At 42.0% G+C, this 26816-nt stretch carries 16 protein-coding genes and 3 pseudogenes; 11 read left to right on the top strand and 8 right to left on the bottom strand.

Going from position 1 to position 26816, the window contains the following annotated elements; translation table 11 throughout:
* The 3 genes and pseudogenes from H6G17_RS28655 to H6G17_RS28665 form a co-directional block, all read left to right on the top strand.
* The coding region (locus H6G17_RS28655) for an IS1 family transposase (protein WP_242038653.1) at positions 1-234 on the top strand (234 nt) is incomplete at its 5' end.
* A 90-nt stretch (positions 235-324) separates the two neighbouring features.
* Positions 325-1254: pseudogene (gene rppB / locus H6G17_RS28660) on the top strand (two-component system sensor histidine kinase RppB); the annotation flags it as partial.
* A gap of 231 nt (positions 1255-1485) precedes the next feature.
* The gene (locus H6G17_RS28665) at positions 1486-3165 is read left to right on the top strand and encodes an iron uptake porin (protein ID WP_192161949.1); all 1680 of its coding nucleotides are present in this window, start codon (positions 1486-1488) and stop codon (positions 3163-3165) included.
* Here the strand turns inward: H6G17_RS28665 and H6G17_RS28670 are convergent.
* From H6G17_RS28670 to H6G17_RS28690, 6 genes are all read right to left on the bottom strand, one after another.
* Positions 3162-4208, bottom strand: coding sequence for a hypothetical protein (locus H6G17_RS28670; RefSeq protein WP_192161950.1), 1047 nt, complete (start codon positions 4206-4208; stop codon positions 3162-3164). The two genes, H6G17_RS28665 and H6G17_RS28670, sit on opposite strands and share 4 nt — an antisense overlap.
* A 387-nt stretch (positions 4209-4595) precedes the next feature.
* On the bottom strand, positions 4596-5540 hold the full coding sequence (locus H6G17_RS28675; RefSeq protein ID WP_192161951.1) for an alpha-L-glutamate ligase-like protein: 945 nt from the start codon (positions 5538-5540) through the stop codon (positions 4596-4598).
* Between the two features lie 6 nt (positions 5541-5546).
* The gene (locus tag H6G17_RS28680; protein ID WP_192161952.1) at positions 5547-7181 is read right to left on the bottom strand and encodes a UUP1 family membrane protein; all 1635 of its coding nucleotides are present in this window, start codon (positions 7179-7181) and stop codon (positions 5547-5549) included.
* Between the two features lie 2 nt (positions 7182-7183).
* Entirely contained in the window at positions 7184-7729 is a 546-nt protein-coding gene (locus tag H6G17_RS28685) for a RimK/LysX family protein (RefSeq protein WP_199317076.1), read from the bottom strand.
* A gap of 35 nt (positions 7730-7764) precedes the next feature.
* Complete coding sequence (locus tag H6G17_RS34335; RefSeq protein ID WP_277876104.1) at positions 7765-7893, bottom strand: hypothetical protein; 129 nt, start codon at positions 7891-7893, stop codon at positions 7765-7767.
* Positions 7894-8078: 185 nt separating this feature from the next.
* On the bottom strand, positions 8079-9647 hold the full coding sequence (locus tag H6G17_RS28690) for a mechanosensitive ion channel domain-containing protein (RefSeq protein WP_242038654.1): 1569 nt from the start codon (positions 9645-9647) through the stop codon (positions 8079-8081).
* Between the two features lie 446 nt (positions 9648-10093).
* On the opposite strand from H6G17_RS28690, the gene H6G17_RS28695 reads away from it, so the two are divergent.
* The 3 genes from H6G17_RS28695 (at position 10094) to H6G17_RS28705 (ending at position 18492) form a co-directional block, all read left to right on the top strand.
* Positions 10094-16177: a hybrid sensor histidine kinase/response regulator gene (locus tag H6G17_RS28695; protein ID WP_192161954.1), complete on the top strand. Its 6084-nt coding sequence runs from the start codon at positions 10094-10096 to the stop codon at positions 16175-16177.
* An 8-nt stretch (positions 16178-16185) separates the two neighbouring features.
* Positions 16186-17901: a response regulator gene (locus tag H6G17_RS28700; protein ID WP_192161955.1), complete on the top strand. Its 1716-nt coding sequence runs from the start codon at positions 16186-16188 to the stop codon at positions 17899-17901.
* Between the two features lie 153 nt (positions 17902-18054).
* Entirely contained in the window at positions 18055-18492 is a 438-nt protein-coding gene (locus H6G17_RS28705; RefSeq protein WP_192161956.1) for an Rrf2 family transcriptional regulator, read from the top strand.
* Positions 18493-18529: 37 nt separating this feature from the next.
* Here the strand turns inward: H6G17_RS28705 and H6G17_RS28710 are convergent, their stop codons facing one another.
* A complete protein-coding gene (locus H6G17_RS28710; RefSeq protein ID WP_192161957.1) occupies positions 18530-19393 on the bottom strand; it encodes a transcriptional regulator in 864 nt (287 codons plus the stop codon).
* Positions 19394-19770: 377 nt separating this feature from the next.
* Here H6G17_RS28710 and H6G17_RS28715 point away from each other — a divergent pair, with 377 nt between their 5' ends.
* The 5 genes and pseudogenes from H6G17_RS28715 to H6G17_RS33675 form a co-directional block, all read left to right on the top strand.
* Positions 19771-22464, top strand: a complete 2694-nt coding sequence (locus H6G17_RS28715; protein ID WP_192161958.1) for a CRISPR-associated protein Csc3 — start codon at positions 19771-19773, stop codon at positions 22462-22464.
* Between the two features lie 16 nt (positions 22465-22480).
* Positions 22481-23500, top strand: coding sequence for a type I-D CRISPR-associated protein Cas7/Csc2 (gene cas7d / locus H6G17_RS28720; RefSeq protein WP_192161959.1), 1020 nt, complete (start codon positions 22481-22483; stop codon positions 23498-23500).
* Positions 23501-23503: 3 nt separating this feature from the next.
* Positions 23504-24261 (top strand): annotated as a pseudogene (cas5d, locus tag H6G17_RS34920) (type I-D CRISPR-associated protein Cas5/Csc1).
* On the top strand, positions 24254-26530 hold the full coding sequence (gene cas3 / locus H6G17_RS28730) for a type I-D CRISPR-associated helicase Cas3' (protein ID WP_192161960.1): 2277 nt from the start codon (positions 24254-24256) through the stop codon (positions 26528-26530). The pseudogene cas5d and the gene cas3 overlap by 8 nt, the downstream one beginning before the upstream one ends.
* A gap of 23 nt (positions 26531-26553) precedes the next feature.
* Positions 26554-26715 (top strand): annotated as a pseudogene (locus H6G17_RS33675) (CRISPR-associated endoribonuclease Cas6); the annotation flags it as partial.
* Here H6G17_RS33675 and H6G17_RS34925 read toward each other — a convergent pair.
* On the bottom strand, positions 26635-26816 hold a 182-nt coding region (locus H6G17_RS34925; RefSeq protein ID WP_206757181.1), incomplete at its 5' end, for a hypothetical protein. The pseudogene H6G17_RS33675 and the gene H6G17_RS34925 overlap by 81 nt on opposite strands.

A 26816-nucleotide genomic window follows, 5' to 3' on the forward strand; every position in this document is an offset into this window, starting at 1 on the left:
TTAGCTTATGTTTTCGGTAATCGTAAAGATGAAATCTTTCTGCAACTAAAAGCACTACTAGCCCCTTTTGGTATTAGCCGTTTTTACACGGATGACTGGGGAGCATATGAACGTCATCTGGAAGCAGAAAAACATGAAATAGGTAAACACAATACACAAAAAATAGAAAACAAGCATTTAAATCTACAAACACGGATTAAACGTTTAGCAAAGGAATTCAACTTGCTTTTCTAAAACGATTTACATGCATGATATTGTAATTGGACTATTCATTAATCGATATGAGTTTGGCTTGCCAATTTAATACTCTATCAACAACTTTAAATCACCTCCAGCCAAGGAAATCGCTACCACCAAATTTCTCTATCGCTGCATACTCAGGACAATCGCCCTTGGGGGTACATACAAGTAGGACGCAGCCTCAGCAATGTTGACGCTTATTTAGCCAATGTCAAGTTAGTGTTATTGCTGGGGTTGCCGATCGCCATCATGCTCGTAGCGGTTTCAAGTTGGTGGCTGGCAGGTAGAGCCATGCAGCCAGTATACCAGTCATATCAACAGATTCAACAGTTTACAGCTGATGCCGCTCACGAGCTGCGAACTCCACTAGCTGCACTGGCAGCAACCGTTGAATCGGCACTGCGATCGCCCCATTTGCCCGAACCAGAAGCACACGAGATTTTGCAAACCGTCAACCGCCAGAACCAACGACTCACGGCATTGGTTGCAGATTTGCTACTCCTATCGCGCATGGAGCGCCAGTCTTTACTAGTGCAACATCAACTTTGTTGTCTCAACGATATTGTGAGCAATTTAGTCGAAGAACTGGAACCTTTAGCGCTTGCCACAGCAATCACGCTGAAAGCTGAGAGCGGAGTTAGTCAACCATTACATATTATTGGGGATGAAGAACAGATGTATCGTCTGGTGACTAACTTGATGGTTAATGCCATTCAATACACCCATACAGACGGTTGTGTTAAGGCGATTTTAGACAAAGAGGACGATCGCGCCATCATTCGAGTTGCAGATACAGGTATCGGGATTGCACCAGAACATCAGCAGCGGATTTTCGATCGCTTTTATCGCGTGAATAGCGATCGCTCTAGGATGACTGGCGGTTCTGGTTTGGGATTAGCGATCGCAATAGCGATCGTCCAAGCACACAAGGGCAGCTTGGAGGTACATAGCGATGTGGGTAAAGGCAGTACCTTCACCGTTCGATTACCACTGGGAATACGGACAGACAATTGACTGTGGAGACATCAGCGGGAGGTTCTTCATCTTACGGGTCAATATATTCCAGGAGTTACGCACAAGAAAATCTGAGATCTCGATCCCCCCTGGTTCCCCCCTTAAAAAGGGGGGACTTTAAGCCCCCCATTTGGCGGGGGTTTGGGGGATCGACTGCGTAAGTCCTGATATTTTATGAATCTTGTTGCCAAAACAAATTGTATTCTACTAAAGGTTTTAGCAACAGCAACAATGTCAAAAGTTGTTTCTAATTTATCTATAGGTTCGGCTGTTCTCAGCCTCATTTTGGCATTGGCAAACAGCGCGATCGGTGCTGATGTTCCTACTCGTGAGAGTGCTATTACAGACACAACAAAAAACATTTCATACCTAGAGAGCGATATCTCTAACGGTACGATTCCGGTAACTCCTGTTTTCCAATTGGCAGATATTCAACCTACTGACTGGAGCTTTCAAGCACTTAAATCTTTGTACGAGCGTTACAAACTAGTTATCAATAATGACAAAATCTTTCAAGGTAACGATAGCGTGACTCGGTACGAATTTGCTACCCAATTACATGCTGCGATCGCTCGCCTCCAAGAAATGAATGCGACGAAAAAGGCTGAGTTAATCACTCAAGAGGACTTGTCTATTATTCAACGCCTGCAAACAGAGTTTGCCCCAGAACTGGCAGCTTTACCCGAACGAGTCGAGAATTTAGCAGTAGAAGTTGCCGATCTGACAGCACAACAATTTTCCCCTACTGCCAAGCTGACAGGAGAAGTTATTTTTGCTGTCAGTGGTGTTAACGGCGATCGCAAAGCTGATGATGATGAAGATGTGGACGAAAGTATCATTTTGAGCGATCGCGTCTGGCTCAACTTCGATATGAGCTTCAACGAGAGCGATCGCCTATTCTTGCGTCTAGAAGCGGAAAATACCCCTAGCTTAGACGATGCAACCGGAACGGAAATGACCCGCTTGGGATTTTATGGCGACAGCGACAACGTATTCGATCTCAACCAACTGGAATACAGGTTTGCCGTTAGTAAAGCAGCCAAGTTATACATCACATCAGATAGTACTGATGTCCGACGTGTTGCTAATAGCGACAATGCTTTTAGTACTAGCGGACGTGGTGCGATTTCCCGCTTTGGTCGATATAGTCCGCTCTATAGATTAGATTTTGGCGCGATCGCGCGGCTGAAGTACGAATTTAGCGATGTTGCTAGTTTAAGTTTAGGACTTGCGGATAATGATGCCGACGATGCTGATGACGCTGAATCCAGCCTTGGGGGTGATACCGATGGTACGGTTGCCCAACTGACTCTAGAACCGAGCGATCGCATCGATGTTGTTTTGGCTTACCAGCGCGATGGTGAAAAGTATGGGGCGATCGCTCAATTAATTCTAGAACCAACTGACGATATCGAACTGGGTTTAACTTACGTCCGCTTTTACGACAACTTAGATACGGGTACGGGTAGCGAACTGGCTAACGATCCTTTTGACGATGAAAGCGAATATATCACGACAAGTTCTTATGGATTAGAAACAAATATGAGGATCGGTTCTGGTTTTACTATAGGTGGTTGGGTTGGTCTGACTACCGCCAAAGCCCAAGACCTTTCGGGCGAACCACAAGCAACTATTTTCAACTACGCACTCACCCTAGCTTTCACAGATCTAGGCACAGAAGACAGTTTAGCTGGAGTTGTCATCGGGCAACCACCCAAAGTTACTAGTAACGATTTAGGTACGGATTATGTAGATAGCGATACATCTTTGCATTTAGAACTTTTCTACCGCTGGCAAGCAACTGAAAATATTGCCATTACTCTAGGCTTGTTAATTATTACCAATCCCGAACACAACAAAAACAACGACACAATTTATCTCGGAACCGTTCGGACTACCTTGAGATTTTAAACTGAGATTTTAAACTTCTTATCGTGAATGCTGGCGCTTACTTGTATGTTTATACCTTTTATGTACTTACTCATGTACGAGAGTAGCGTGTAGATAAAAACTATAATGCATAACATTTCTAGTAGTTCTTCAACAGTAACTAAAATGACATACTTTATGCTTTCTGTTCCATATAAATCCGCATAGTAGCCGTTTACCATCTCCATATCAAGCCCACCTGCGAGGTAGATAGTTCCAGCCATGACAAATAGGTTTCTTGTGCCAGTAGGAAGATGAGCTAAGAATCGGAGAAATACTAGCGCAAAGACGACAACTAAGACAGAAGCAGGGATAACCCAAGCAAAGTAGAATATTCCTCCAGTTTGCAGCGCGGTTCGCACTGGTTCAAGTGTTTTTTCGTGCAGACTCAGTATTTCATCCAGGGACAGAAATAAAAAGATAATTGCTAAAGCTCCCCAATAGCGCGTGTAGCGATCGCCCATTACTTTCTTTTCATGGGTAATTATTGCTAAGATGGCAGCACAAAAAAGTAATGCCAAGCAAGAGTAAAGTGCTGGAAAATTTTGTTCGCCATCAACATTAAATAGCGGCACTAAAACTGTGTCTCTCATGGGGTAATTAGGTAGATAATACAAGCTAAATTGCACCAAGAGAGAAATAGAGATTAGACCGAATACCAGTACTAGCAGGAATCGAACTGTTTTGGGAGCAGAGAGATGAAATCTAAACTCGCGCACTGGTAGTTTTGAGTGCGATTGGGTAGTCACTCTGTCTGCCAGATTTTGACTGTCATTTCGATCTACATGAAATAGTTCTTTGCCTACCTTTCGTTCTGGCAACACTACCTTTGCCATCAAGTATTCAATAATTGGCTGTTCCACCCAACCTTTAGCTACCAAAATTTGTCCCAAGCCTTTTCCAGATCCCTTTTGTTCGTTCAATGCCATATTCAGTTGAGTTGAGGTAATCAAACCAGCTTCAACCAAGTATGCACCCAGAGGCTTTTCTTGAAGTCGCCCGATCTGCGTTCGATCGCTCGTCATATATTTTCTCGTGTTAAATTTAAATTCATACTGCCTCAGCAATCAGGTAGCAGTATATTTAGTTATTTCAAGAATATACCTTGGTAATCGTTTGATCAATTTTTGATTAATTAAAGATATGATTTGATTAATTAAAGATTCTGTAAAATATTGATTAACTTTAGGTGTAAAATAAGATTACAGACTGTCTTATCCGAACATTTTGCTCTTGGCTTCGGACTTTTAACAATTAGATACTGAAGCGATCGCTGTATGACTTTTATCTCGATCGCTGACAACAGATTTCCCAATTCAATCGAACGCTGCTAGCAAGCGTTCGATTGAAGATTATGTAGAAAAGTTAAAATGTATACAATTTATTCCATCGCCCGCTGTCCCTAACCCATGTCAATTGGTAGTCACGGCAAATTTTTCGCGGGCGAAAGTAATTTTGTCATCAATACCTGAGAGTTTTGGTAAAGCTGCGTCAATCGCTTCTAAGCGCGGGATTAATCCTTCGCGATTGGCAATTTGGATCGACAGTCCAGGACGAGCATTAATTTCTAACAACAGCGGTCCGCGTTCCCAATCTAAAACAATGTCAACGCCGAGATAGCCAAACGCCGTTTTGTCGCCTAGTTTAGCTGCCATTTCTACAATAGATTGCCAGTGGGGAATTTGGCGATCGCGCAAAGGCTTCCCTGTTTCTGGGTGGTTGTCGATATAGCGATTTTTCTGAATCCCTGCCAGCGTTTTGCCAGTAGAAAGGTCTATCCCTACACCAACACCACCACGATGCAGATTTGCTTTGCCATCAGAAGCCCGTGTTGGAAGGCGCAGCATTGCCATTGCTGGGACTCCTTTGTAGACAATGACTCGCACGTCGGGAACGCCTTGATAGGCAATTTCATCAAATACCGGATCGAATTGTACAGCATATTCAATAATGGCGCGATCGGTTTGTCCGCCTAAAGAAAACATACCGCCAAGGATATTGTAAATGTGATAGTGTAAGTCGCCTGGTTCTAAAATCGAACCACTAGCTTTGCGATAGCCCTTTTCCATCACCTCTTTAATCACAATAATGCCATCACCACCGCTACCTTGAGCGGGTTTAATAACAAAAGATTGATGTTGCTTAACAATCTTGGCTAACTGTTTCACTTCATTCTGAAATGAAATCACACCGTATGTTTCTGGAGTCGGTACGCCAATAGATTGAGCAATCTTTTTCGTTTCTAATTTACTATCAGCCAAGCGATAGAGTCGTCGTGGATTTGTGGGGAAAAGATAATCTAAATTACGAGCGTTAATTCCCAAGATCCCGTAACTTTGGAGCGATGATGTTAACATTTCAGCTTATCCTTCTGTTTGTCTTAACTGCCGCTGTAAAGACCGGAAGCGAAAATACTCGATGAGTTTGTATCCGTTATAGCGCCCCACAAGAATATTTAATGCTAAAACCAGCAGCAACAATTCTGGAAAGATAAATGCCCAATGCTCTACATAAGGATTAATTAGGCAGAAATAGCCAATAACTGCTGCGACAATCGTACCGATTCCAGCAATTATTGTCTCGGTCGGTCCTGCTTCCTCCCAGCGCATTGCGGCTCGTTCAATTGTCATTGCTAAAATAACAATCGGGAATAACGAAACTGATAAACCCAAACTGATATCGAGGCTTTCTAACAGAATTGCCAAAGCACCAATTACCAAAACGGTTGCGGTCAAAATTGCGGCGAGTCGCGGCACGATTAACAACTGCAATCGATTTAAATAGCCCCGGAATACTAGTCCGATAATCACCACAAAAACAAATAACGGAATTCCCACAAATATTCCAGTTTGACGAAAGGCAAGCGCAATCAGGATGGGGGTGAACGTACCAAAAGTTTGCAACCCAATCATTTGATGCAAAATCGAAATAATCAGCGCCCCAATTGGAATTAGTACTAAGATTTGAAAAACTCGTTGCGTTGATAATGGTAGCCGCAAAAATGAGTATTCTAAAAATGGATTTGGAACTCTTCCCCGCCGCCAAATCGCTCGCGTCAGTCCGTTGTCGGTATTGGGTTGGACGACGACTTCTAAAGCAATATTGTTCGCGCCTTGGGCTTGAATGACTCGATCCGAGCCGTACCACCAATTTAAATAGCGATCTTGTTCGCTAAAGCTCAAATTAACTGGATCGAAAGCTAGCCAGCGATCGCCTTGTTGTACCTCTAGCCATTGAATAAAATCGGTAGAATACACTTCTTGGCTTCTGAGCAAAATGCCATTACCAACCCGTGCAGGTACGCCAGCTCGATCTAATAAAAATGCAACAAACTCTACAGTAGATTCTTCTTTTCTCAGGTTGCGGCGAATTGCTTGTACCCGAATATCATCTAGACGTAGAGCTAGTTGATAAAGATTTCTTGCTAACGATAGGCGATCGCTTGACTTTTTTGCTGCTTCGTTCAATAGTGCGTTAATCTCTACTGTTGGTAGATTCTCATTCAGATTATCTTTGACTCTTTCGGTATTTTCGCCAAATCGAAATAACTGTTTGTCCACTAACCGTCTGCCCGAAATCGGCACTTCCTCGCTACCAGGTGCAACGCCCTCTTTTCTCTGAATGATGGCTCGGTAAAATAAAAATTCTCTGCTATCAGCTTCCTGCTGAGTAAAAACAGCAAATCGATTGCCTGAATTGTTCTTGGTATACTCAACGGCGCGATCGAAACCTTCATTAAGAAAATCTTCTTTAGCAATCTCGTAGCGTTGAGACGGTAAGGGTAGATGAAATTTAATCTTAGTTAATGTTTCTTCCTCGTCCGATGCCAAACCTAATTCATCTGAATTCAGCGATAGTTTTGCTTCTACATACCAACTGTTATATGTTTGGTTGGGAAACAGGGGGACACTAGAAGCTGTGATTTTATGTACGAAAATAGCTAACCCAATTGCTGTTAAAAATAATGCTAACAGCACAGCGCGAAATGTACGGTTCACTACTATACCTCCTGTTTCGGACAGGATGGTTCTGTCGTGAAAGTTTGAGATGAATCGACAGCTAACTTGCCTTGCTTGAGCATATTGCGTCCAATTAAAACGGGATAATTAAAATCGTCGCGATCGGCAAGGTTGACTTCTTCCTCAATCCATCGCCCTGCAATACAAAAACTCATCCGCACCACTGGACGGCGCAGATCTTTACCTTCGCGGCTTTTGATTTTTACCCAGCGGACGATCGGACGCTCGAATACTTCCTTGTTACCTTCTCCATCCAAAAATCGGAATCTAATCGTACCACCGGATTCTGTTTCTTTGTCCGGCTTTTCCAAAATTTCAGCATTAATAGAGGTTGTTTTTGCCCCTGTATCGAGTTTTACTTTGACTTCCTTATCGACACCAGCAATTTTTCCGTTCTCAACCCAACCAACTATCTGAGTCTGTTGTGATGATGAGTTAACAGCTTGAGACTGTTGTATGCTGCATCCCGCGGCTGACAACATACCGAGCCACAAAACAATAAAAATATTTTTAGGTGTAGCCATCATAATAAAACCAAGCTCCACTCTTCACGACTAAACAACTAATAGCTACCCGTACTGAGTAATTTTTCTTCCTTAGTAAATATACTTAAATACTCTTGTGACGAGATCGCCCCCCAGGTAGATTTGTGGCAATTTGTTGACAAAGCGCGGATTGCTAGTGTTTTCATAGCAATTCTCGATTGTGCGGATGACATTGGTAGGGGCGCACAGCTGTGCGCCCCTACCAGACATGTATTGCATCCAATTGAAAACCGCTATCAAGGGATACAAAAGGTACAGCCGAAATTTGCGATCTGCGATCGGCAAGAAAAAAATGGCGGGAAGTCATACTTGATACCCCCTAGCCTCCCAATTACGATTTGCCGTCACCTGAAGTATGGGAATGGCGATCGCCGTTATTGTGCCAACGTGTCAGCATTTGAGTTAAAGCTGACTCGACTTGTGGTGACAATCCCACCGTTCCAGAACGCAAGTGGAGATCGTGTTGTGGAAAAGGGATCTCAATTTCTCTTTGGTTCAGCACGTCGTAGATTTGATAGTACAGATCGCTGGTGAGTAAAAATTGCCGTTCCGGTTCCTTCGTCCAAACCAATAATTCAAAATCTAGAGCGCTGTCGCCAAAGCTTTTAAACAGCACTTGCGGCGGTGGCGACTTTAACACCTTGGGATGGTTGCGAGCTGCTTCTAGCAAAGCGACTTCTACAGCTTTGGCATCGCAACCATAGGCAACGCCAACGGGGAGATGGAGGCGCGAGATCGGGTTATGGTGGCTCCAGTTGATCACTTCATTTTCGAGAAAGCGGGAATTCGGCACGATGATCGAAACGCGATCGAGGGTGCGAATTTCGGTGCTTCTGGCTCCGATCCGCTCGACAGTCCCCTTATAATCTCCTACTTCAACAAAATCCCCTACCTGAATCGGACGCTCGAACACCAATACGATCCCGCTACCGAAATTTTTGGCAATATCCTGCAAGCCGAAACCAATCCCCACACTTAAGGCACTGGCAACGATCGCTAAAGAACTAATATCAAGTCCCCAGATTTGCAGCAATACCAGCGAGCCAACAAAGATCAGACCGTATTTCGCAAGAATAGCGATCGCTTCCTGAGCGCCGCGATTGATGCCAGCATACCGCAGTACGCGAGAGCGAAACAGATTGGTGACAATTCCAGCACAGATGACTAAGCCAAACAGCAATCCGGCTAAAATTACTAAGTCGATGACAGAGTAAGAGTTATTGCTCAGCGTCAAAATTGGCGACGCAAGGCTAGTCGTAAGAACGTTAGCAATTTGGTAACTCCACTGCCGCGTAAAGGGAAACAAGTTTGTGATGTAAAGGACAACCCCTACCCAAAGCCCGATCCGCACGATCGCCAACACGAGTTTGAACAAAAATTCTAATATGCGTAGTGGTTGGCGATCGGCATCAGCTTCCGTACTAGCAGTTAATTGCTCTTGAGCCACTTGAAAGAAACGATGCTTAATCCATCCCAATCCCCACGTTAAAGCAGCAGCTATCAGGACAATTCCTGCTGCTAAAAGAATAGTTTGCCAAAGATAAGCTGTCGTTCTTTCCGTTTTTGCTCGCTCTAATGCCTCCTGAATTTGCTGCACCCATTGACTTGCTTGCTCTTGTGGCGTACTACCTGGAATTGCATCTCGTTGTGTAACTGTCAGCAGGTAGCGATCGTTTAATAATATTGTTGGTAGCTGGTTGCGTTGTTCAATTTCTACCTGGAGCGGTCGATCGGCTTGAACTACATTTTGTAGTTGTTTAGCGATCGCGTCTGCTCGTTCCCGAGCGCTGTATTGTCCTGAATTGCTGACTTGAAAGATTGGCTGTCCGTCTAGCACGACAGGGACTTTTGCAGGTGTCTGGGCGATCGCGGGTAGCCACAATCCCAAGGCTAGGACCATAGCAAAAATTGCGCTTATTAGGTTAGATACGAGTCGAAAACGGCGAGAACGAACCATGCACATCTCTATAGAGTAATTTAGCACCCTACCCATACTGAGCGATTTATTAGGCGATCGTTTGATACAGTTAAATGAGTATTTTTTACACAGAAAATCTATACTACTGTTGAATTACTAACATCTTCCTTGAGAAAGACAGTGCAAGTTTTATCGAATAGAAATAGCTTTGGCGATCTCTCTAGGCTGGAGGAATAGGTGAGTGCGATCGCCTAAATTCGCTCGACTCGAAGTTTAAGCTTTTCCTGACAAAAAGCTTGGAGGCTGCGACGTTTGCTAAGATTAATGCTTGGCTAGTACAGTAGGGTGCGTTAACCTCTGGCGTAACGCACCCTACGTGTATTTCTGATATCTATTAAAATTTTTTATTCCATCAGTGCAACCAGAATATGAGCATGGCGATCGCGGGTTACACGCTACTAGAAGTTATGACTGAATGCACTAACACGACTGTTTATCGTGCTTATAGGGATACAGACAAAACCTCAGTTATTATTAAAACTCTGAAAGCCGAGCGTACATCTATAGAAGAGCTGACTTACTTAAAACACGAGTATAACATTCTTCATGACCTGAAAATAGTAGGATTCGTTCAACCATTGGCTTTGGAAAGTTATCAAAGCGGCTTAGCCCTAATCTATGCAGATTTTCCAGGGATATCTTTAAAAAAACTGCTCGAATCGCAAAAAAACATTGAATTGAATAGCTTTTTATCAATCGCTATTCAATTAGTTTCAGCCGTCGCTCAGCTGCATCAACACAACATTATTCATAAAGATATTCAGCCCTGCAATATTTTAGTTAATCCCGAAACAGGTCAAGCAATCTTTATCGATCTTAGCCTTGCTTCACGCTTGCCTATAGAGAATCAGACGGTTCGTCATTCTGAATTGTTAGAAGGCAATCTTGCCTATATCTCACCAGAGCAAACTGGTAGGATGAACCGCGCGCTCGATTACCGAACTGACTTTTATTCATTAGGTGTGACTTTCTATGAAATGCTGACAGGACGGCTACCATTTCAGGCAAACAATCCACTAGAACTGATTCACTCCCATATTGCTAAAGCCGCAGTCTCACCTAGAGAATATCAGCCAGAAATTCCACCAGCGATCGCCCAAATCGTGATGAAATTGCTAGCAAAAACGGCAGAAGACCGCTATCAAAGTGCGTTGGGTTTAAAGGCTGACTTAGAAACTTGTCTGAGAATGTTACAGACAACTCAGAAAATTTCTTCCTTCCGTGCAGGACAACTCGATTTATCCAGTCAATTTCTAATTCCCCAAAAACTTTACGGACGCGAACGAGAAGTTGCAACTCTGATAGATGCTTTCGATCGCGTCAGTCGAGGTGCGACCGAGATGATGTTAGTCAGCGGTTATTCTGGGGTCGGTAAATCTTCTTTGGTTAACGAAGTTCATAAACCAATTGTGGGAGCGCGGGGATATTTTATTTCGGGAAAATTTGACCAATTTAAGCGAAATATTCCTTATGCTTCTTTAATTCAAGCATTTCAAGAATTGATCCGACAATTACTGACTGAAAGTCGCGATCGCATTGCCAGTTGGCAAGCAAAACTTTTGACAGCTTTAGGTTCTAACGGTCAGATAATTATTGACGTGATTCCTGAAGTCGAACGCATTATTGGCACACAGCCAGCAGTTCCTAGTTTAGGAATAACTGAGTCTCAAAATCGATTTAATCGAGTATTTCGACAATTTATTCACGTATTTACTCAACCAGAACATCCGCTAGTTATCTTTTTAGATGACTTACAGTGGGTCGATCTAGCTTCTTTAAAACTGATTCAGTTGCTTGTTTGTGACTCGAATAGTCAATATTTATTATTAATTGGAGCTTATCGCGATAATGAGGTCAGTGGCTCTCATCCTCTAATGGTGACTTTGGCTGAGATTCAACAAGCTCATGCAGTAACGAACAATATTGTCCTTCAAACTTTACAAATTACCCACACTAACCAATTAATTGCCGATACTCTCCGTACGAATACTACTACAACCAAGTCGCTGGCTGAGTTAGCGTTTAAGAAAACTCAAGGTAATCCTTTTTTCTTAACTCAACTTCTGAAATCTCTATATCAAGAAAAACTGTTGACATTTGATTTCGATCGCGCTGGCTGGCAGTGGGACATTCATGTGCTTCAGGAAATTGAGATTACTGATAATGTGGTTGAATTGATGGTCAGCCAAATTCAAAAACTATCGTACAAAACGCAGAACGTTCTGAAGTTCGCTGCTTGTATCGGCGATAAATTTACATTAGATGTTTTAGCTATTGTCAATGAGAAATCTTTGTTGGAAACTGCAAAAGATTTATGGGAAGCTCTACAAGCAAATTTAATTTTACCACTTTCTGAAGCATATAAAATTCCGCTAGTTATCGAGCCAGATACCTCAAAAATTTTATTAGTTAAACCGTTAAAAGTTAGTTACAAGTTTTTACACGATCGCGTCCAGCAAGCAGCTTATTCTCTTATTCCCGATTCACAGAAACAAGCAACCCATTTAAAAATTGGTCAATTACTACTCAAAAATACTGCGATAGAAGAACGAAAAGAAAATATTTTCGCTTTAGTTAATCACCTAAACTATGGCTCTGACTTACTCACTTTAGATGCGGAAAAATACGAGCTAGCCGAACTAAATGCGATCGCAGGTCAGAAAGCGAAAGCAGCAACGGCATATGAGTCTGCTATGCGCTACTTTAAAGTGGGTTTGGGATTATTAACAGCAAATAGCTGGCAGAATCAGTACAAGCTAACACTGGCACTCCACAAATCAGCGGTAGAAACAGCTTACCTGAATGGCGACTTCGAGCAAATGGAGCAATGGGCAACGATTGTCTTACAACAGGCAAAAACCCCGATTGACAAAATGAAAGTGTATGAAGTCAAAATTCAAACTTGCATGGCGCAAGTCAAACAACTCGAAGCGATCGCCATTGGATTACAAGCACTGGAACTGCTGGGGGTAAGATTCCCCCAGTCGCCTAGTTCCTTAGATTTGCAACAGGCACTCAGCCGCACAGCAACAAATTTAGCTGGGAAAAATATAGAAGACTTGATTCACCTACCGTTAATGACTGAGGTTGATAAGCTAGCAGCGATCAGAATGCTAACTAGTTTAGGTTCTCCCACCTATCAAGCCGCACCGATGTTATTTCCCTTGGTTGTCTGCGAACAGGTGAATTTATCGCTGGAATTTGGCAATACACCTTTTTCGGCTTACGGTTATGTTTGCTACGGCGTGATTTTAAACGGCATAGTTGAGGATGTTGAGTCGGCTTATCAATTTGGTAAGTTGGCTTTAAACTTAGTGGAACGATTCAACACCCTAGAACTCAAAACTAGTGTATTTTTTGTCGCCGGATCGTGTACGATGCATGGAAAAGTACACGCTAAGGAGACTTTGCCACTACTACTAAATGGATATCAAAATGGATGTGAAAACGGACATTTTGAATATGGTGGTTATGCTGCTATGCAAAGATGTCAATATTCCTACTTTACTGGTCAAGAACTAGCAAGTCTGGAGCGAGACATGGCAAACGTTAGCGATGCTCTAGTTCTGTTAAAGCAAGAAAATGCCTTAAGTTGGAATCAAATCTTTCAGCAGTCAGTAGCTAACTTACTCGAACCAACTCAACATCGGTGCTGTTTGTTAGGTAAGGCATACAACGAAGAGCGATCGCTACCGCTGTTAGAGAAAGCGAACGACCGCACTGGACTACACTACTTTTATATCAACAAACTGATTCTTTGTTATTTATTTGGCGAGTCCGAGCAAGCATTAGAAAATGCAGATCGAGCCGCACAGTATTTAGATGGAGTCAAAGCATTTTTGGTTGTGCCAGTTTTTTATTTCTACGATTCTTTGGCACAAATTGCCCTCTATCCATCAGGATCGCGATCGCAACAAGAACAACTTCTAGGCAGAGTCCTCAATAACCAGAAAAAGATGCAAAAATGGGCAGGCTATGCCCCAATGAATTTTCAACATAAGTACGAACTAGTAGCAGCAGAGCAAGCGCGGATATTAGGTCAATATTGGCAAGCTATGGAGTCTTACGATCGCGCGATCGCTGGTGCGAGAGAGCATGGATATATTCACGAAGAAGCCTTGGCAAATGAGTTAGCAGCCAAATTTTATTTTTCACAAGGCAAAGATAAAATTGCTCAAGTTTACTTAGTCGAAGCTTACTACGGTTATCTACGTTGGGGAGCAACGGCAAAAGTTAAAGATCTAGAGATTGATTATCCTCAAATTCTTGTTAAAAGTCAGAAGCGTCAAGCCTCATCCGAAGCTATTATTCAAATTTCAACCCCTACACTGAGTGAAAGCTTCAAGAACATAGACTTAGCAACTGTGATGAAAGCTTCACAAGCACTTTCAGGCGAAATTGTTTTAGATAATTTGCTAACCAAGCTCATGCAAATCGTGCTAGAAAATGCAGGGGCAGAAACAGGATTTTTACTCTTAGATAAAGCAGGGGAACTATACATTGAAGCATCTGGAGGAATTGATACAAATGAAATTGTGGTGCAGGAAACGCTGCCGCTCAGGATACTAGAAACGCCCGAGAATTATCCTATCCTTCCTATTTCTGTTATCAATTATGTAGCCAGAACTCTAGAATCTGTAGTTTTAAATGATGCAACTGTTAAGGAAATCTTTGCTGCCGACCCTTACATTGTCGATCTCCAACCAAAATCAGTTTTATGCACGCCAATTTTGCATCAAGGTAAACTGACGGGTATTCTCTACCTAGAAAACAATCTCACAACTGGAGCTTTTACACCCGATCGCCTGGAAATTTTACAACTGCTATCTGCTCAAGCCGCAATTTCAATCGAAAACGCTCGTCTCTATCATGATTTAGAAAATTATAACCAGTCTCTAGAAACAAAAGTTGCGGAGCGGACGTTAGAGCTACAAGCAAAAAACGTGCAACTGCAACAGGAAATTGGCGATCGCCAGCGAGCAGAAATAGCAGCCGAGGCTGCAAGTCAGGCTAAGAGTGAATTTTTAGCCAATATGAGCCACGAACTCCGCACACCGCTAAATGGCATTTTGGGTTACGCTCAAATTCTCAAGAAAGAAAAAGCTTTGACCGAGCAACAAAAGAATGGTTTGGATATCATTCATCGCTGTGGCGATCACTTGCTGACTTTGATCGATGATATTTTAGACATCTCTAAAATTGAAGCTCAAAAAATGGAACTCGATTGCCACGATTTCAATTTTTTAGAATTTCTAGCGGGGATTGTCGATATCTGTCAAATTCGCGCCGAGCAAAAAGGCATTTGTTTAACTTACGAGCCGTCCACCCTGCCGCAATTCATTCGTGCTGACGAGAAAAGACTGCGACAAGTCTTGCTCAATCTGTTGGGCAATGCTGTCAAGTTTACCGAAAAAGGTAGCGTGACTTTTAAAGTAAGCGATCGCGCTGGAAAGCTGCGGTTTCAAGTAGAAGATACTGGAATTGGCATGGCAACAGAACAGTTAGAAGAAATTTTCTTACCGTTTCAGCAGGTAGGCAGGCATCGCGATCGCGTTGAAGGAACGGGGTTGGGTTTGGCAATCAGCAAGCAGCTGGTACAAAAGATGGATGGCGACATCGAGGTCAAGAGTACTTTGGGTCAAGGGAGTGTTTTCTGGTTCGAGCTAGAATTACCGAGAATTTGCCAATTAGCTGAAGTTACTAAGACAAGTCAACGGAGAATTATTGGTTTCAAAGGCAACAAATTGAAAGTGTTGGTAATAGACGACAAATGGTCGAACCGTTCTGTCATAGTCAATATGCTAGAGCCACTGGGTTTTGAAGTGTTAGAAGCGATCGACGGTCTCGATGGTTTGACTAAGGCGCAGGTGTTTCAGCCTGATTGCGCGATCCTAGATTTGGTCATGCCTGGGATGGATGGGTTTGAAGTGACTCGTCGTCTCAGGACATTACCAGAGTTAGCAGGTGTAGTGGCGATCGCAATCTCAGCTAGCGTGTTCGATTTCGATCGGCAGCAGAGTCAAGCAGTCGGTTGCGATGATTTTCTGCCAAAGCCAGTTCGCGAGACAGATTTATTAGAAAAACTCAGGATTCACTTAGGTTTGCAATGGATTTATGAGGAAGAATCGACAGAGAAAGCTTTAGATAATTCCTCAGCAAGCGAATTGGCAACAGGTGCGATCGTTTCTCACTCCTCCCTGCTCCCTACTCCCCGCTCCCTGCTCCCTGACCCAGCAGCAGCAGGCGCGATCGTGCCTCCCCCAGCCGAGGAGATGGTGAAGTTACTCGATCTGGCAATGCGAGGTGACATTCGAGGCATTATAGAACAAGCCGTTAGAATTGAAGCATTAGATCGACGATACAGACCATTTGCGCTGCATCTGCGTCAACTCGCTAAAAGTTATAAAGAGAAACAAATTCTGGAGTTTGTGAAAAAATACTTAGATATCTAGAGGCATGAATGAGCGTGGCTACTGCCGAACCAGGCACGATCCTAGTGGTCGATGATACTCCTACTAATTTGGAGATCCTTTTCGATTTCTTAACTAATTACGGTTTCAAAATTTTGGTAGCTGAAGATGGTGAAAGCGCGCTCCAGAAAGCGGCATATGCCTCACCAGATCTGATCCTGTTAGATATTTTGATGCCAGGGATAGATGGTTTTGAAACTTGCAGCCGCCTCAAAGCTAACGACTCAACGCGGGAGATTCCGGTAATTTTTATGACTGCCTTATCTGAAACAGCAGATAAAGTGAAGGGTTTGCAGGTGGGAGCAGTCGATTACGTGACTAAGCCATTACAGCATGAAGAGGTTTTGGCAAGGGTGCAGACGCATCTGCGGTTGCGATCGCTAACCAAGCAACTCCAAGCGCAAAACGTGCAGTTGCAGCAGGAGATCGAGCAGCGCCAACGGCAGTATCAGCGATCGCAATTATTTGCGGAAGTGACGCTGAAAATTCGTCAATCGCTTCAGTTAGAGGACATACTACAAGCGGCGGCGATCGAAGTCCAGAAGATTTTACAAGCAGATCGAGTTGTAATTTATCGCCTGCGATCGGATGGTACTGGTAGTGGAGTTGCTGAGGCAGTGCTACCCGGTTGGTTCTCAGTGCTGGAACAGCAATTTTCTGCGGAAGTTTTCCCAGAAGATTACCACCAGCTTTACAGTCAAGGACGAATTCGCAGCATTGCCGACGTGGAACGGGAAGAAAATATTGCGCCTTGTTTAGTTGAATTCATGCGGCAATTCCAAGTTAAAGCAAAACTGGTCGTGCCGATTATTATCAAAGCAGAACTCTGGGGTCTATTAATTGCTCATCAATGCAGTAGCTCGCGAGACTGGACTGATTTTGAGACAGAGTTGCTGGGACAGCTAGCCGATCAAATTGGTATTGCCATAACTCAAGCTCAACTTTTAGAACAAGAAACTCGCTATTCTCAGGAGCTAGCGCGATCGAATGCCGAACTGCAACAGTTTGCCTCGATCGCCTCTCACGATCTGCAAGAACCATTGCGCAAGATTCAAGCATTTGGCAACAGACTTCAAGAAAAGTATGGTAACGTGCTGAACGAACAGGGGGCTGACTATATAAGACGGATGCAAAATGCAGCCCAGAGAATGCAGATTTTAATTGACGATTTGCTCGTCTTTTCACGAATTACAACTAGGGCGCAACCCTTCATTACAGTGAATCTTGCTAAGGTAGCAAAAGAGGTACTATCAGATTTAGAAGTGTTAATTCAACAAACTGAGGCGCAGGTGGAGCTGAGCGAGCTGCCAAGCATTCATGCCGACCCGTTACAAATGCGTCAGTTATTGCAGAATTTGATTGGCAACGCCCTCAAATTTCGGCGAAAAAATGAACCTCCTCGCGTAAAGATCTACAGTCAAATTATCGATAATCGAGAACAATTAACTGAGAATTTACTAAATACTTATCTTTGTCAAATTACAGTTGAGGATAACGGTATTGGTTTTGACCAAAAGTATTGCGATCGCATTTTTCAAGTTTTTCAACGGTTGCACGGTCGCAGCGAGTACGAAGGCACGGGCATAGGTTTAGCGATTTGCCGTAAGATTGTCGAGCGGCATGGTGGTAGTATTGCAGCTGAAAGTATGCCGAGCCAAGGAGCAAAATTTATCGTGATGCTACCCGTGCATCAGTCCTTGGACTAAAGGAGTTTTGTTCGTGTAGTTGGGACGTGCGATCGCTTTGATACTGGTCAGGATCGATGAATTTTGTTTATCATTCTGATAAGAAACTCTATTTGTTTCGCACCATCTTCTCACCTAAAGTAAAAACATCGTTCTTTCCGGCTAGTTTTTCCAATGGAACTTTCGAGCAAATCTGAATATGCACTGCTGGCGCTGTTAGAGTTGGCGAATGCTTATCAGAGCGCTCAGCTGCTTCAAATTCGGCAGATAGCAGCCAGACGAGATATTCCAGAGCGTTATCTGGATCAATTGTTGGCAATCTTGCGGCGAGGCGGACTGATTAAGGGTATCCGTGGAGCTAAGGGTGGTTACATCCTGGCACGAGAACCACGTCAAATTACGCTGCTAGATGCTTTACGATGTATTGAAGGATTAGATGTCGCATCTTCTGTAGAGGAAAGCACTGCTGAAGGAGCAGAACGAGGCGCAGTTGAGGAAATTTGGCACTCAGCAGAACAGGCGGCGAATGCAGTTTGGCAAAACTATACGCTCCAAGACTTGTGCGATCGCGTTGCCGCTCGTCGGCAGTTAGATTATATGTACTATATCTAGACTTAAGCGGCATTTTTAGTTCGTATCCTTGCCATATTTAACTTTTGATTTCGATATCGTACAACTGGCACATGGTAATGAGTTCTTGTTTGAGGCGATCGCGCATACTCTGTGGTGATACAATGACGCAATCTTGCCGATAACGCAAGACTTCTCGAATCAGCCAAAACTCGTTGACAACCCGCCGCACGACTTGACGCACATCCCCAATCGTTTCGTCTTCTAAGTCATCTTCCCTACGTTCATAGGATTTCACCATCCAACCTCGAAAGTGCAAGTACACTTCTAGATAATCTAATTCCTGTCGCCATTCACCGCTTGCGGGTACGATTAAACGAATGCGATCGAAAATTAAAGTGCGATTGTGCCAAAGTTCGGGTAAGTCAGGAATCGAATTTTTTACATCTTCCGTTTCCTCACACCATATGAGTAAGTAATACCGTTTATCAAAAAAGCGCGGTTCGGCATAGCGCACGGTGTACTGTAGTTCTTCACCTTGGGAATTTTCATAAAACAAATAAAACGGTTGTTGCTTTTGTCTATACTCATCAATTTGACTTCGCCATGCTTGTAAGAGCTTACTGGCTTGTTTGAGCAATGATTGGCGGATTGATGCGTCAAGGTTTCCTCGCTCTAATAAAAGTGTAAGTATAGTTTGAGATTCACCAATTTGACCTGCATCGTTAAGCGCTTTGATAGCCTGCTGCAAGGCGTTGACTTGGTTAGAGTCAAGCGTGAAGGGCTTTCCCACCTCTACAGCGTGTTGGGCGATCGCCACAATTAAGCCCGAAATACTAGGATCTTTACCCCAAAGAATATTGAGACGGCGAGCGATCGCTTCTAGTTTTTCCTTGGTTCCTGGCGGAATTGACAGTGTAATCGTGTCTTTTTTTCGAGGCATTTGCACTAATGTACTTGCAATTTTATTAATACTGTGGCATATTCATGAATGTAATTATAAATAGTCTATTGACAAAAAGTGCAGTGACACAGCCTTGTATCAATTCTGTTAATCTTTGCAATAAATCAAGCGTCATAGCCCCCCTTATTAAGGGGAGGACACTTGCGTGGGCGGGTTTCCCGACTTGAGGAGCGAGTGCGTTGCGGAGGTGTCCTCCATTGAAGCAACTCGCGTCAAAGTGTCCGTGGGTTGGGGGGATCTTCTTCGCCGTAATCATTAAGAATTAGTATGACTCCACGAGGTTGTCTCCGTATAAGCACTCATCTCAAAAATTGGCTTGTCAACCTAGACTTGATTTTGGATTGAAATAACTGTATATGATTAAGCGCAATAGGCTTTTAAATCGCCCTCCCAAAAGTTTAGAGGAGCGTTATTTCAGTGAAATTCGCCCCCAGCTATATGAAAATCATGCACATCATCATCAGTATGGGGTAAGGAAAGGAACAACTCTTGCGGAACATTTAGATTCTGCGTGTCAGTTCATTTTGACAGTTAGCCGAATAGCAGGAGTATCTGAAGATAAAAGACCTTTGCTACTAGCTGCAACGGCTGTTCATGACTTGAATAAATTAGATACTGAAGGGCGTAATGTCAAAACTCTAGCTAGAAATAAGGACTTTTTAAGAGAAGAACTTGAAAAGGCTTGTGTACTAACTTTTGTGGTGACAGAAGATGACTTTGAATTAGTCAGAAAGCTAATTGAACGCCATTCAGGTCACAACATCAGCGATGCGGCAAGATTTTTACCAGAAGACCCAGACATTGAACGATGGGCGGCGATGCTGACAGCTGCTGATTTGTTTGATTTAGGAATTCCAGATGAAAAGCGTTTTCGCAAACTAGAAACGGAATTAACTGTTGCTTTTGGGCGAAGCTGCAACCTGTTTAGATTACGCTTAACTGAAGATAAAGGCTATATTACAGCCCTACTACTAGGTGCTTGTGAAGAAGTTTTACAAAAGCATGGGTTAAATTCTTTAGCAATTTTCCCTGATGGAACATTATTTGAAGGTGAAGCCCTACCAAAAGTAAATTTGACAAAAGAAATAGCGGGTGTTTGGCAAGGTAAAATAGACCGAGTTTTTGGGAATAATATTGAAAGACTTGTTAGACCTACTAAGGATGGTATTAAGATTGCTCATCAAGCTATTCAACAAAATATTGAGGAAGTGTTAATCAATGTCGAGGCTCTTTTAGAAAAGAAAAAAGCTGGTTATAAATCAGACAAGATTGCTAAAGATGTGACTAAGTGGGGTGATGCGGCTGGTGCAGATGCAATAAACAAAGCAACTGAACTTGGCTTAATACCTATCATTGATGCAGACGAATTTGCCGTATCTGAAGGATTAAAGGCTGCTTATCTCAGCTACCGTGAGGTAGGATTAAGTCCTAAAGAAGTGTGGGACAAAATTGCTCGTCACACTGGTATTTCTGAACAGCAACGTATTGTACTTGAGCCATTTAACGGTCAATATGGGCGACCTTTATTTGCTACAAAAGCTGCTATTAAGGGGATTGAAGGTATTAAAGAAGCTCTCAAAGAATCTTTTCAGCTCAGAAAGGAAAGTACGCAAACTTCAGAAGAGATAGAAGTATCTGAGGAACTAATTACAGAAGTTAACAGAATGGTGAATTTACCTTTTGCTATTCGGTTAAATGGAGTCAATGATTTAAATGCTTATATAGAAGCAAATCCTAGACAAAGATGCTCTTTAGGCTCTACTTCTACTGAAATAGACGAGTTACTTTCAGCTAATATGCCTCCTGGTACGAAAGTACAAGCTTTTTCTAACCGCTTACCAGGTGGTATCAATTCAGAACCTAAAAGACAAGCAGATTCAATTGCAGCTTTAGCTTATCAATTGATGGCGGTTGGAGCAAATTTTCCTAGTGTTAAAAAGCAAGATCCCATATATCTACACTTAGCCTTACCTAAAGGTTCTGCACCTGATTTATTAAGAATCTGGCGCGAACTTCTACAACAACTCGCAGCAAAAAATGCTGAGGGTGGCACTGTCACTGTTGATGAAATTCAGCTATATCAAGATAACAAACTTGAATTTAAAGCTAACAAAGTAGTTGGTGCAGCATTACCTAAACGTTCAGAATTTGTACATGCAACAGTGATTATTCCTATAGTGTGGGGAGAAGCTAATGCTTCTTTAGCTTTACTTAAATCGCTGAGACTCGGTTTAGAAATATCTTTGTCTTTAGATATTGGCTTCCCTTTTACTCTTAGTAGCAACTTAGAAGTTGAGTTATTTGATGATGTTTACGGACGAGTAGAAGGAATTCCTGCTGCTCTGCAACCTTTACTTGGAAATGGACAATATCAAGAACGTCAAGATGCAGAAAAAATTCTTGAGCGTCTACGTTGTATTGGCAAACTAGCAATATCTGTGGCGAGTATTCGGAAAGCTGATGATTGTTTGTACGATTTAGCTCGCGCTTGTGCTAGACCAATAGAACTTTATTATGTTTTACTACGTTGGATTTTACGAGAACAAGATGAACCAAATTTGAGTACGATTTGGAGTCGTATTTGCGAACCGTTAAATACTTTGTTGAATAATCTTATGCCAAATGAAAACTCATTATTGACTCAGTATCTCAAAGAAGCTGCTCAAATAGCAGCGGAGGCGAAAATCTGGGGAAGCTCTTTCAAACGTACTGCTCAAACAGAACCTTTCACAGCTTTTATTGCTGCTATTCGTACTCAAAAATCTCATTTAAATTTGGAGATGATTTTTGCAGCTTTGATACAACAATACCACACCCGTTTGGATCGTATTCGCGAACACGGTGTTGGTGCGACAAAGCTAGAACAAGTTAAACGTTATTACGAGGTTTTGCGAAAGCTATATGAGGAAGTTTATTCAGCACGTCCTGAAAAGTTTTTATCTGACCGAAAAACTTTAGAAGCTGCTTATTTATTCTTTCTTGAGGAAGCACGCAAGCAACTAAAATCTCAATCTCAAGACGATTCAGATGAAAATACTACCAATACTTAATTAATAGGAGTTAATTATGTCAATTCAAAAGCTTTCTTCAATTCTAGCAACCACTTACGAAAATTTTCCTAAAGGACGTTTTATTACTTTAGTAGTTTTAAGAAAAACTCATTCTGAAACTATCTTTCGTACAGAAGGTTCTGGCGAACCAATGTGTAGTGAATTTGTTCAAGCTGGTGCTACTAATGACAATATCATTCAACGTTTGGTAATGACTAAACGTAAACAAGTAGCACCGGAAAGACGCTATGGCAGAGAGCATTTAAGAGCGCATGAGCTTTTATATACTAATAGTAAAGATGGCGCTCTTTGCTCTTTAAATACTAATTCACCCTGCGAAATGTGCGTAGATTGCTTCCTTTATGGTTTCGCTGCTGGTGGTGGTGGCGCACAGAAAAGCCGTATTTGGACTGAGGATGCTTTCAGTATTTTACCTGCTAGTGATGTTGTGGGCGATCGCACAATTAACGCCATTTATGAAAATGGTACGATGCGCGATGAAAAAGGTAACGCTTCCACAGCTTTAAATACAAGCGAATATATCAAACCAGGTGTGCATTTTCTGGATGTCGTCACTCTCAAAGATGTAACCGCTGATGAACTACGATATGTCATCGGTAATATTCTATTTACTAGTCGTTACGGTGCTGTGTCCAGTCGTGTAGGACGCATGGAAAATCAAATATTAGGTGTTTTTGGCAGTATTACCGAACTTCCTAGTTCTCTAGAACTCGTACAAGCTACTTATGATGTTTTAGGTAAGCCTTTGGAACACCCCCTGAATTCCAACCAATTAATTACAGCTAGGCAGCAAGTCATTGCAAATTGGAGAAATAAAAGAGGGGTGTCTCTGCATTTATCTGAAGCAGAATTAGTCAATTTAATTGCTGATGTAGAAACTCATTGGTCGGCAGCAGAACGCGATAATTTCCTCAAACGCTTAAGCCAATCTTATGAACCTTTTCGTCAGGTTGCATCTGATAAGAAAAAGGCTAAAGGTAAAGGAAAAAATAATTCAGTTGAAGTAGAGAGTTAGATTATGTCAACAATTCCTTTTCAGCAGGCAAAACTTATTGAATTACACTGTCTTGAACCAGTCTTTTTTGCCTCTAGGGAGTTGTCTGATACCTATTATACTGAGGGGGTCATTGGGAATTATGCTCTTACCTACGCTTTAGGTTTGGTAAATTCCCCTTATCGCCTCCAAGGTCAGGCTACAGGACGACCAACCTACAAAGAAGATTTACAACCAATCGCACGAGATTTTTATATCTTACCAGCTTCACCTCTGGATAGAATTACATTCAGATTTGAACGTTTTAACGCTCTTTCTGATGCTTATTGGTATGCAATGACTAATAATCGGGTTGCTACGGCGCGAGAAGATTTACCGTTACAACGCCAAGGGAAAAAACCAAATTCATTTAGACCGAGCAATTTCCCCCAAACTGGAAGACTACGCATGATTGAACGCGGTAATAGATTTCAAACTTTGGTATTCGGAGATTGTCAATTACCTGCTTATATTCGCCTTGGTAAATTCATGAGTAAAGTCAAGGTCAACGTACTCAATGAATCATCGGTAAATTTACTACCGGAAGGTGAATATCACACTCAACATTATCTCAATGCTGCCGATTTACCACAGCAACTAGAAACTTTAGCTTTTGATTTAATTTCTATCCCTCCGCACCCATTATTAAAAATCTACGTTTTCGAGGTTGTGCTTGGCAGATTGATGAAACAATCGTACCAGCAGATTTACATTTTTGCTGTAGGGACAGTAGCAATGAATAATCAAAGATTAGTTACCAGGCTAGAATCTCGTAGTATTTCGGTTTGTGTAAATTTGCCAGGAAAAATATCTTTCATGACAAAGGCACTTCAACATCAAGTTGATGTGTTTGAACAATCTAAAAATGCCGATATCATCCTCGATTTAGCACCGACTGGTACGGGTAAAACTAAAGCAGGATTAACAGTTTTAAAACATCAGCCAAATAAAAGTGCTGTTTATATCGCACCAACTAATGCTTTAATTGAACAGCAAACAGAAGCAGCTAAACAGTTTGTGCGTGAGGCTAACTTACCTCATATTGTCAAATCAGCTTCGGCTCAAGATATTAAAAGCTGGTCTAACGATAAAGTTGGCAGTCGTTCAGGAGAAAAACTATATAATATCTTGCGCAATCCTGCTACAGTTTTTGATGACATCGGAGCAAATACACCAATTCTGTTAATAACGAATCCTGATATTTTCTACTATGCAACTTTTTTTGCATACAACAAGCTAGATAGAGATAATATTGCTGCTAGTTTTTACACCAAATTTTCTACAGTCATTTTTGACGAGTTTCACCTCTACGATGCTAAACAGCTAGTAGGAATGCTGTTTTATCTAGCATACTCTCACGTCTTTGGCTTTTTTCAACATGGACGCAAGATAGTATTGCTGACAGCAACACCAGAACCAGCTTGTGAATCAGCATTAGAAAATTTGAAACAGGCTGGTGTAAAGATAGCGAGAATTGATGGAGAAGCAGGTCATACTAATTTTGTCCCGTCACAAACAGCAGTTAACTTAGAATTAAGACCGAAACCAGAAAGCAAGGAGGAATGGATAGCAGAATTAGCAACAGAAGTTGTCCATCGTTTGCGAGAAAGTCCAGATAAAAATGGTGCTGTAATTCTGGACTCTTTGGATAATATTAATCTGCTCAAAAAAGTCTTAAATAATCGAGGACTCACTGATTATATCGGACGCATTACGGGACCTGCACCTAAACAAGATAGACAAAAGGCTATGCAGTGTCAAGTTATTTTAGCTACTAGCACTGTAGATGTAGGGTTTAACTTTGAAAGAAATCCCGAACCAACAAGGCAGAATTTAGACTGGTTAATTTTTTCAGCACGCGATCGCGCTGCTTTTTGGCAGAGAATAGGTAGAGTCGGGCGTGTTTTAGGTAAATCGGAAACTAATATTGATTCAGAAGCTATTGCTTACTTGCCTACTAATGCTTGGCAAGAAGGCTTAAATGCTCTTAATACGACTGGAGGTCGTACAGCGCTAAAAGAGTTACTCGATACGCTTCCCTGTTTAGATAAGCCTTTTTTAACAGCTTACTGGCGTTCAGAAGCATCTCTAGAAATTGCACGTCCTTTATTAGAACTGGAAAAAAATTCTGAAAATCTAGCAGTTGCTGAATTAATTCCAAAATTGTTTGATACTTTAAAATCAATTTTGGGGGGAAATCGCACTTGGGAAGACTATCGCTACAGAATGAAAGTTTTGCAAGGTGCTGAAAATATTGCTCAAATATCTTTAGATAAACTAAAAAAAGACTGGAAATATATCAAAGGTGGACGAGCTTTTGTTAAAAACTATATTAAGGTAAAATCACCTGAAGAGTGGGACGATATAAAAGCCGGACGCACGACATTAGACGCATACGAAGATATTTTTAATCAAGATGACGTAGTAGCTGAACTCAAAGAGTTTGCTGAGATTTTTAGTACAAGCTATGCTCCATTATTTACTTTTCGCTATAGTTTATTTGAAAGCCTTCCCATTTGCGATCCATTCGGTTTTATCTTAGATGATGCTGAGAAAAGTCGAATCGATCCTTTTCATCTACTGCGCTATTACGAATTTGCCCAAAACGGTGATTTTATCGAAATCAGAACTCGTGCAATCGAGACTTATAAACTGAGTTTTAGAATGCGATATCTTGATAGTCAACAAGAGTTTATCAATACGGAACTGAATAAATTAACAGCTTTTAAAAATTGTCAAATTATTCGTAGCGTTGAAGGAGCAATACGTCCAACACCTGAACTACAGGCGTTATCAAAATATCTCTTACCAGGAGTCATTATTTGTCCCCGAACTAATGCTGCTACTCTTTTCCAGTTGCATAAACAAGGAATTGTTTCATACCCTATAACTATTGCTTGCAATGATGGTGAAAGACAATACGAGTTTTTAGCAGGCTTAGCAGGAATTTTAACAATGGCAATGAAGTTTAAACAGCTACGCCTTCCAGATGATGAAGTTTTTATTGTTTAATCTCCATTAAGTCTAAACTCACTATGCCTCACAGCCTCGTTCTCAACCTCATTCCGCAATCTCCTATCTACCCTGAATTTCTCACTGGTAGGCATCTCCACGCCTTATTTCTCACCCTCATTAGTTCCGTCGATAAAACCTTGGGAAACTACCTGCATCAATCCAATGCAGATAAAGCTTTCACCCAGAAATGTTGAATCCTGAGACAAATCTTCATATAATTTTTGATACTTCTCTGTGAAAAGAGAATCGGTCAACATTTCACGATCTTCTCCATCCAATGAAC

Origin of the sequence: Chroococcidiopsis sp. [FACHB-1243] (genome assembly GCF_014696895.1) — a bacterium.
GTDB lineage: Bacteria > Cyanobacteriota > Cyanobacteriia > Cyanobacteriales > Chroococcidiopsidaceae > Chroococcidiopsis.

Excerpts from the sequence above, each read along its gene's own strand:
- H6G17_RS28685 (WP_199317076.1), bottom strand. The coding sequence starts at position 7,729 with ATGATGGCTACACCTAAAAATATTTTTATTGTTTTGTGGCTCGGTATG.
- H6G17_RS28675 (WP_192161951.1), bottom strand. The coding sequence starts at position 5,540 with ATGTTAACATCATCGCTCCAAAGTTACGGGATCTTGGGAATTAACGCT.
- H6G17_RS28715 (WP_192161958.1), top strand. The coding sequence starts at position 19,771 with ATGATTAAGCGCAATAGGCTTTTAAATCGCCCTCCCAAAAGTTTAGAG.
- cas7d (WP_192161959.1), top strand. The coding sequence starts at position 22,481 with ATGTCAATTCAAAAGCTTTCTTCAATTCTAGCAACCACTTACGAAAAT.
- H6G17_RS28705 (WP_192161956.1), top strand. The coding sequence starts at position 18,055 with ATGGAACTTTCGAGCAAATCTGAATATGCACTGCTGGCGCTGTTAGAG.
- H6G17_RS28690 (WP_242038654.1), bottom strand. The coding sequence starts at position 9,647 with ATGGTCCTAGCCTTGGGATTGTGGCTACCCGCGATCGCCCAGACACCT.
- H6G17_RS28710 (WP_192161957.1), bottom strand. The coding sequence starts at position 19,393 with ATGCCTCGAAAAAAAGACACGATTACACTGTCAATTCCGCCAGGAACC.
- H6G17_RS34335 (WP_277876104.1), bottom strand. The coding sequence starts at position 7,893 with ATGAAAACACTAGCAATCCGCGCTTTGTCAACAAATTGCCACAAATCT.
- H6G17_RS28695 (WP_192161954.1), top strand. The coding sequence starts at position 10,094 with ATGAGCATGGCGATCGCGGGTTACACGCTACTAGAAGTTATGACTGAA.
- cas3 (WP_192161960.1), top strand. The coding sequence starts at position 24,254 with ATGAATAATCAAAGATTAGTTACCAGGCTAGAATCTCGTAGTATTTCG.
- H6G17_RS28665 (WP_192161949.1), top strand. The coding sequence starts at position 1,486 with ATGTCAAAAGTTGTTTCTAATTTATCTATAGGTTCGGCTGTTCTCAGC.
- H6G17_RS28670 (WP_192161950.1), bottom strand. The coding sequence starts at position 4,208 with ATGACGAGCGATCGAACGCAGATCGGGCGACTTCAAGAAAAGCCTCTG.
- H6G17_RS28700 (WP_192161955.1), top strand. The coding sequence starts at position 16,186 with ATGAGCGTGGCTACTGCCGAACCAGGCACGATCCTAGTGGTCGATGAT.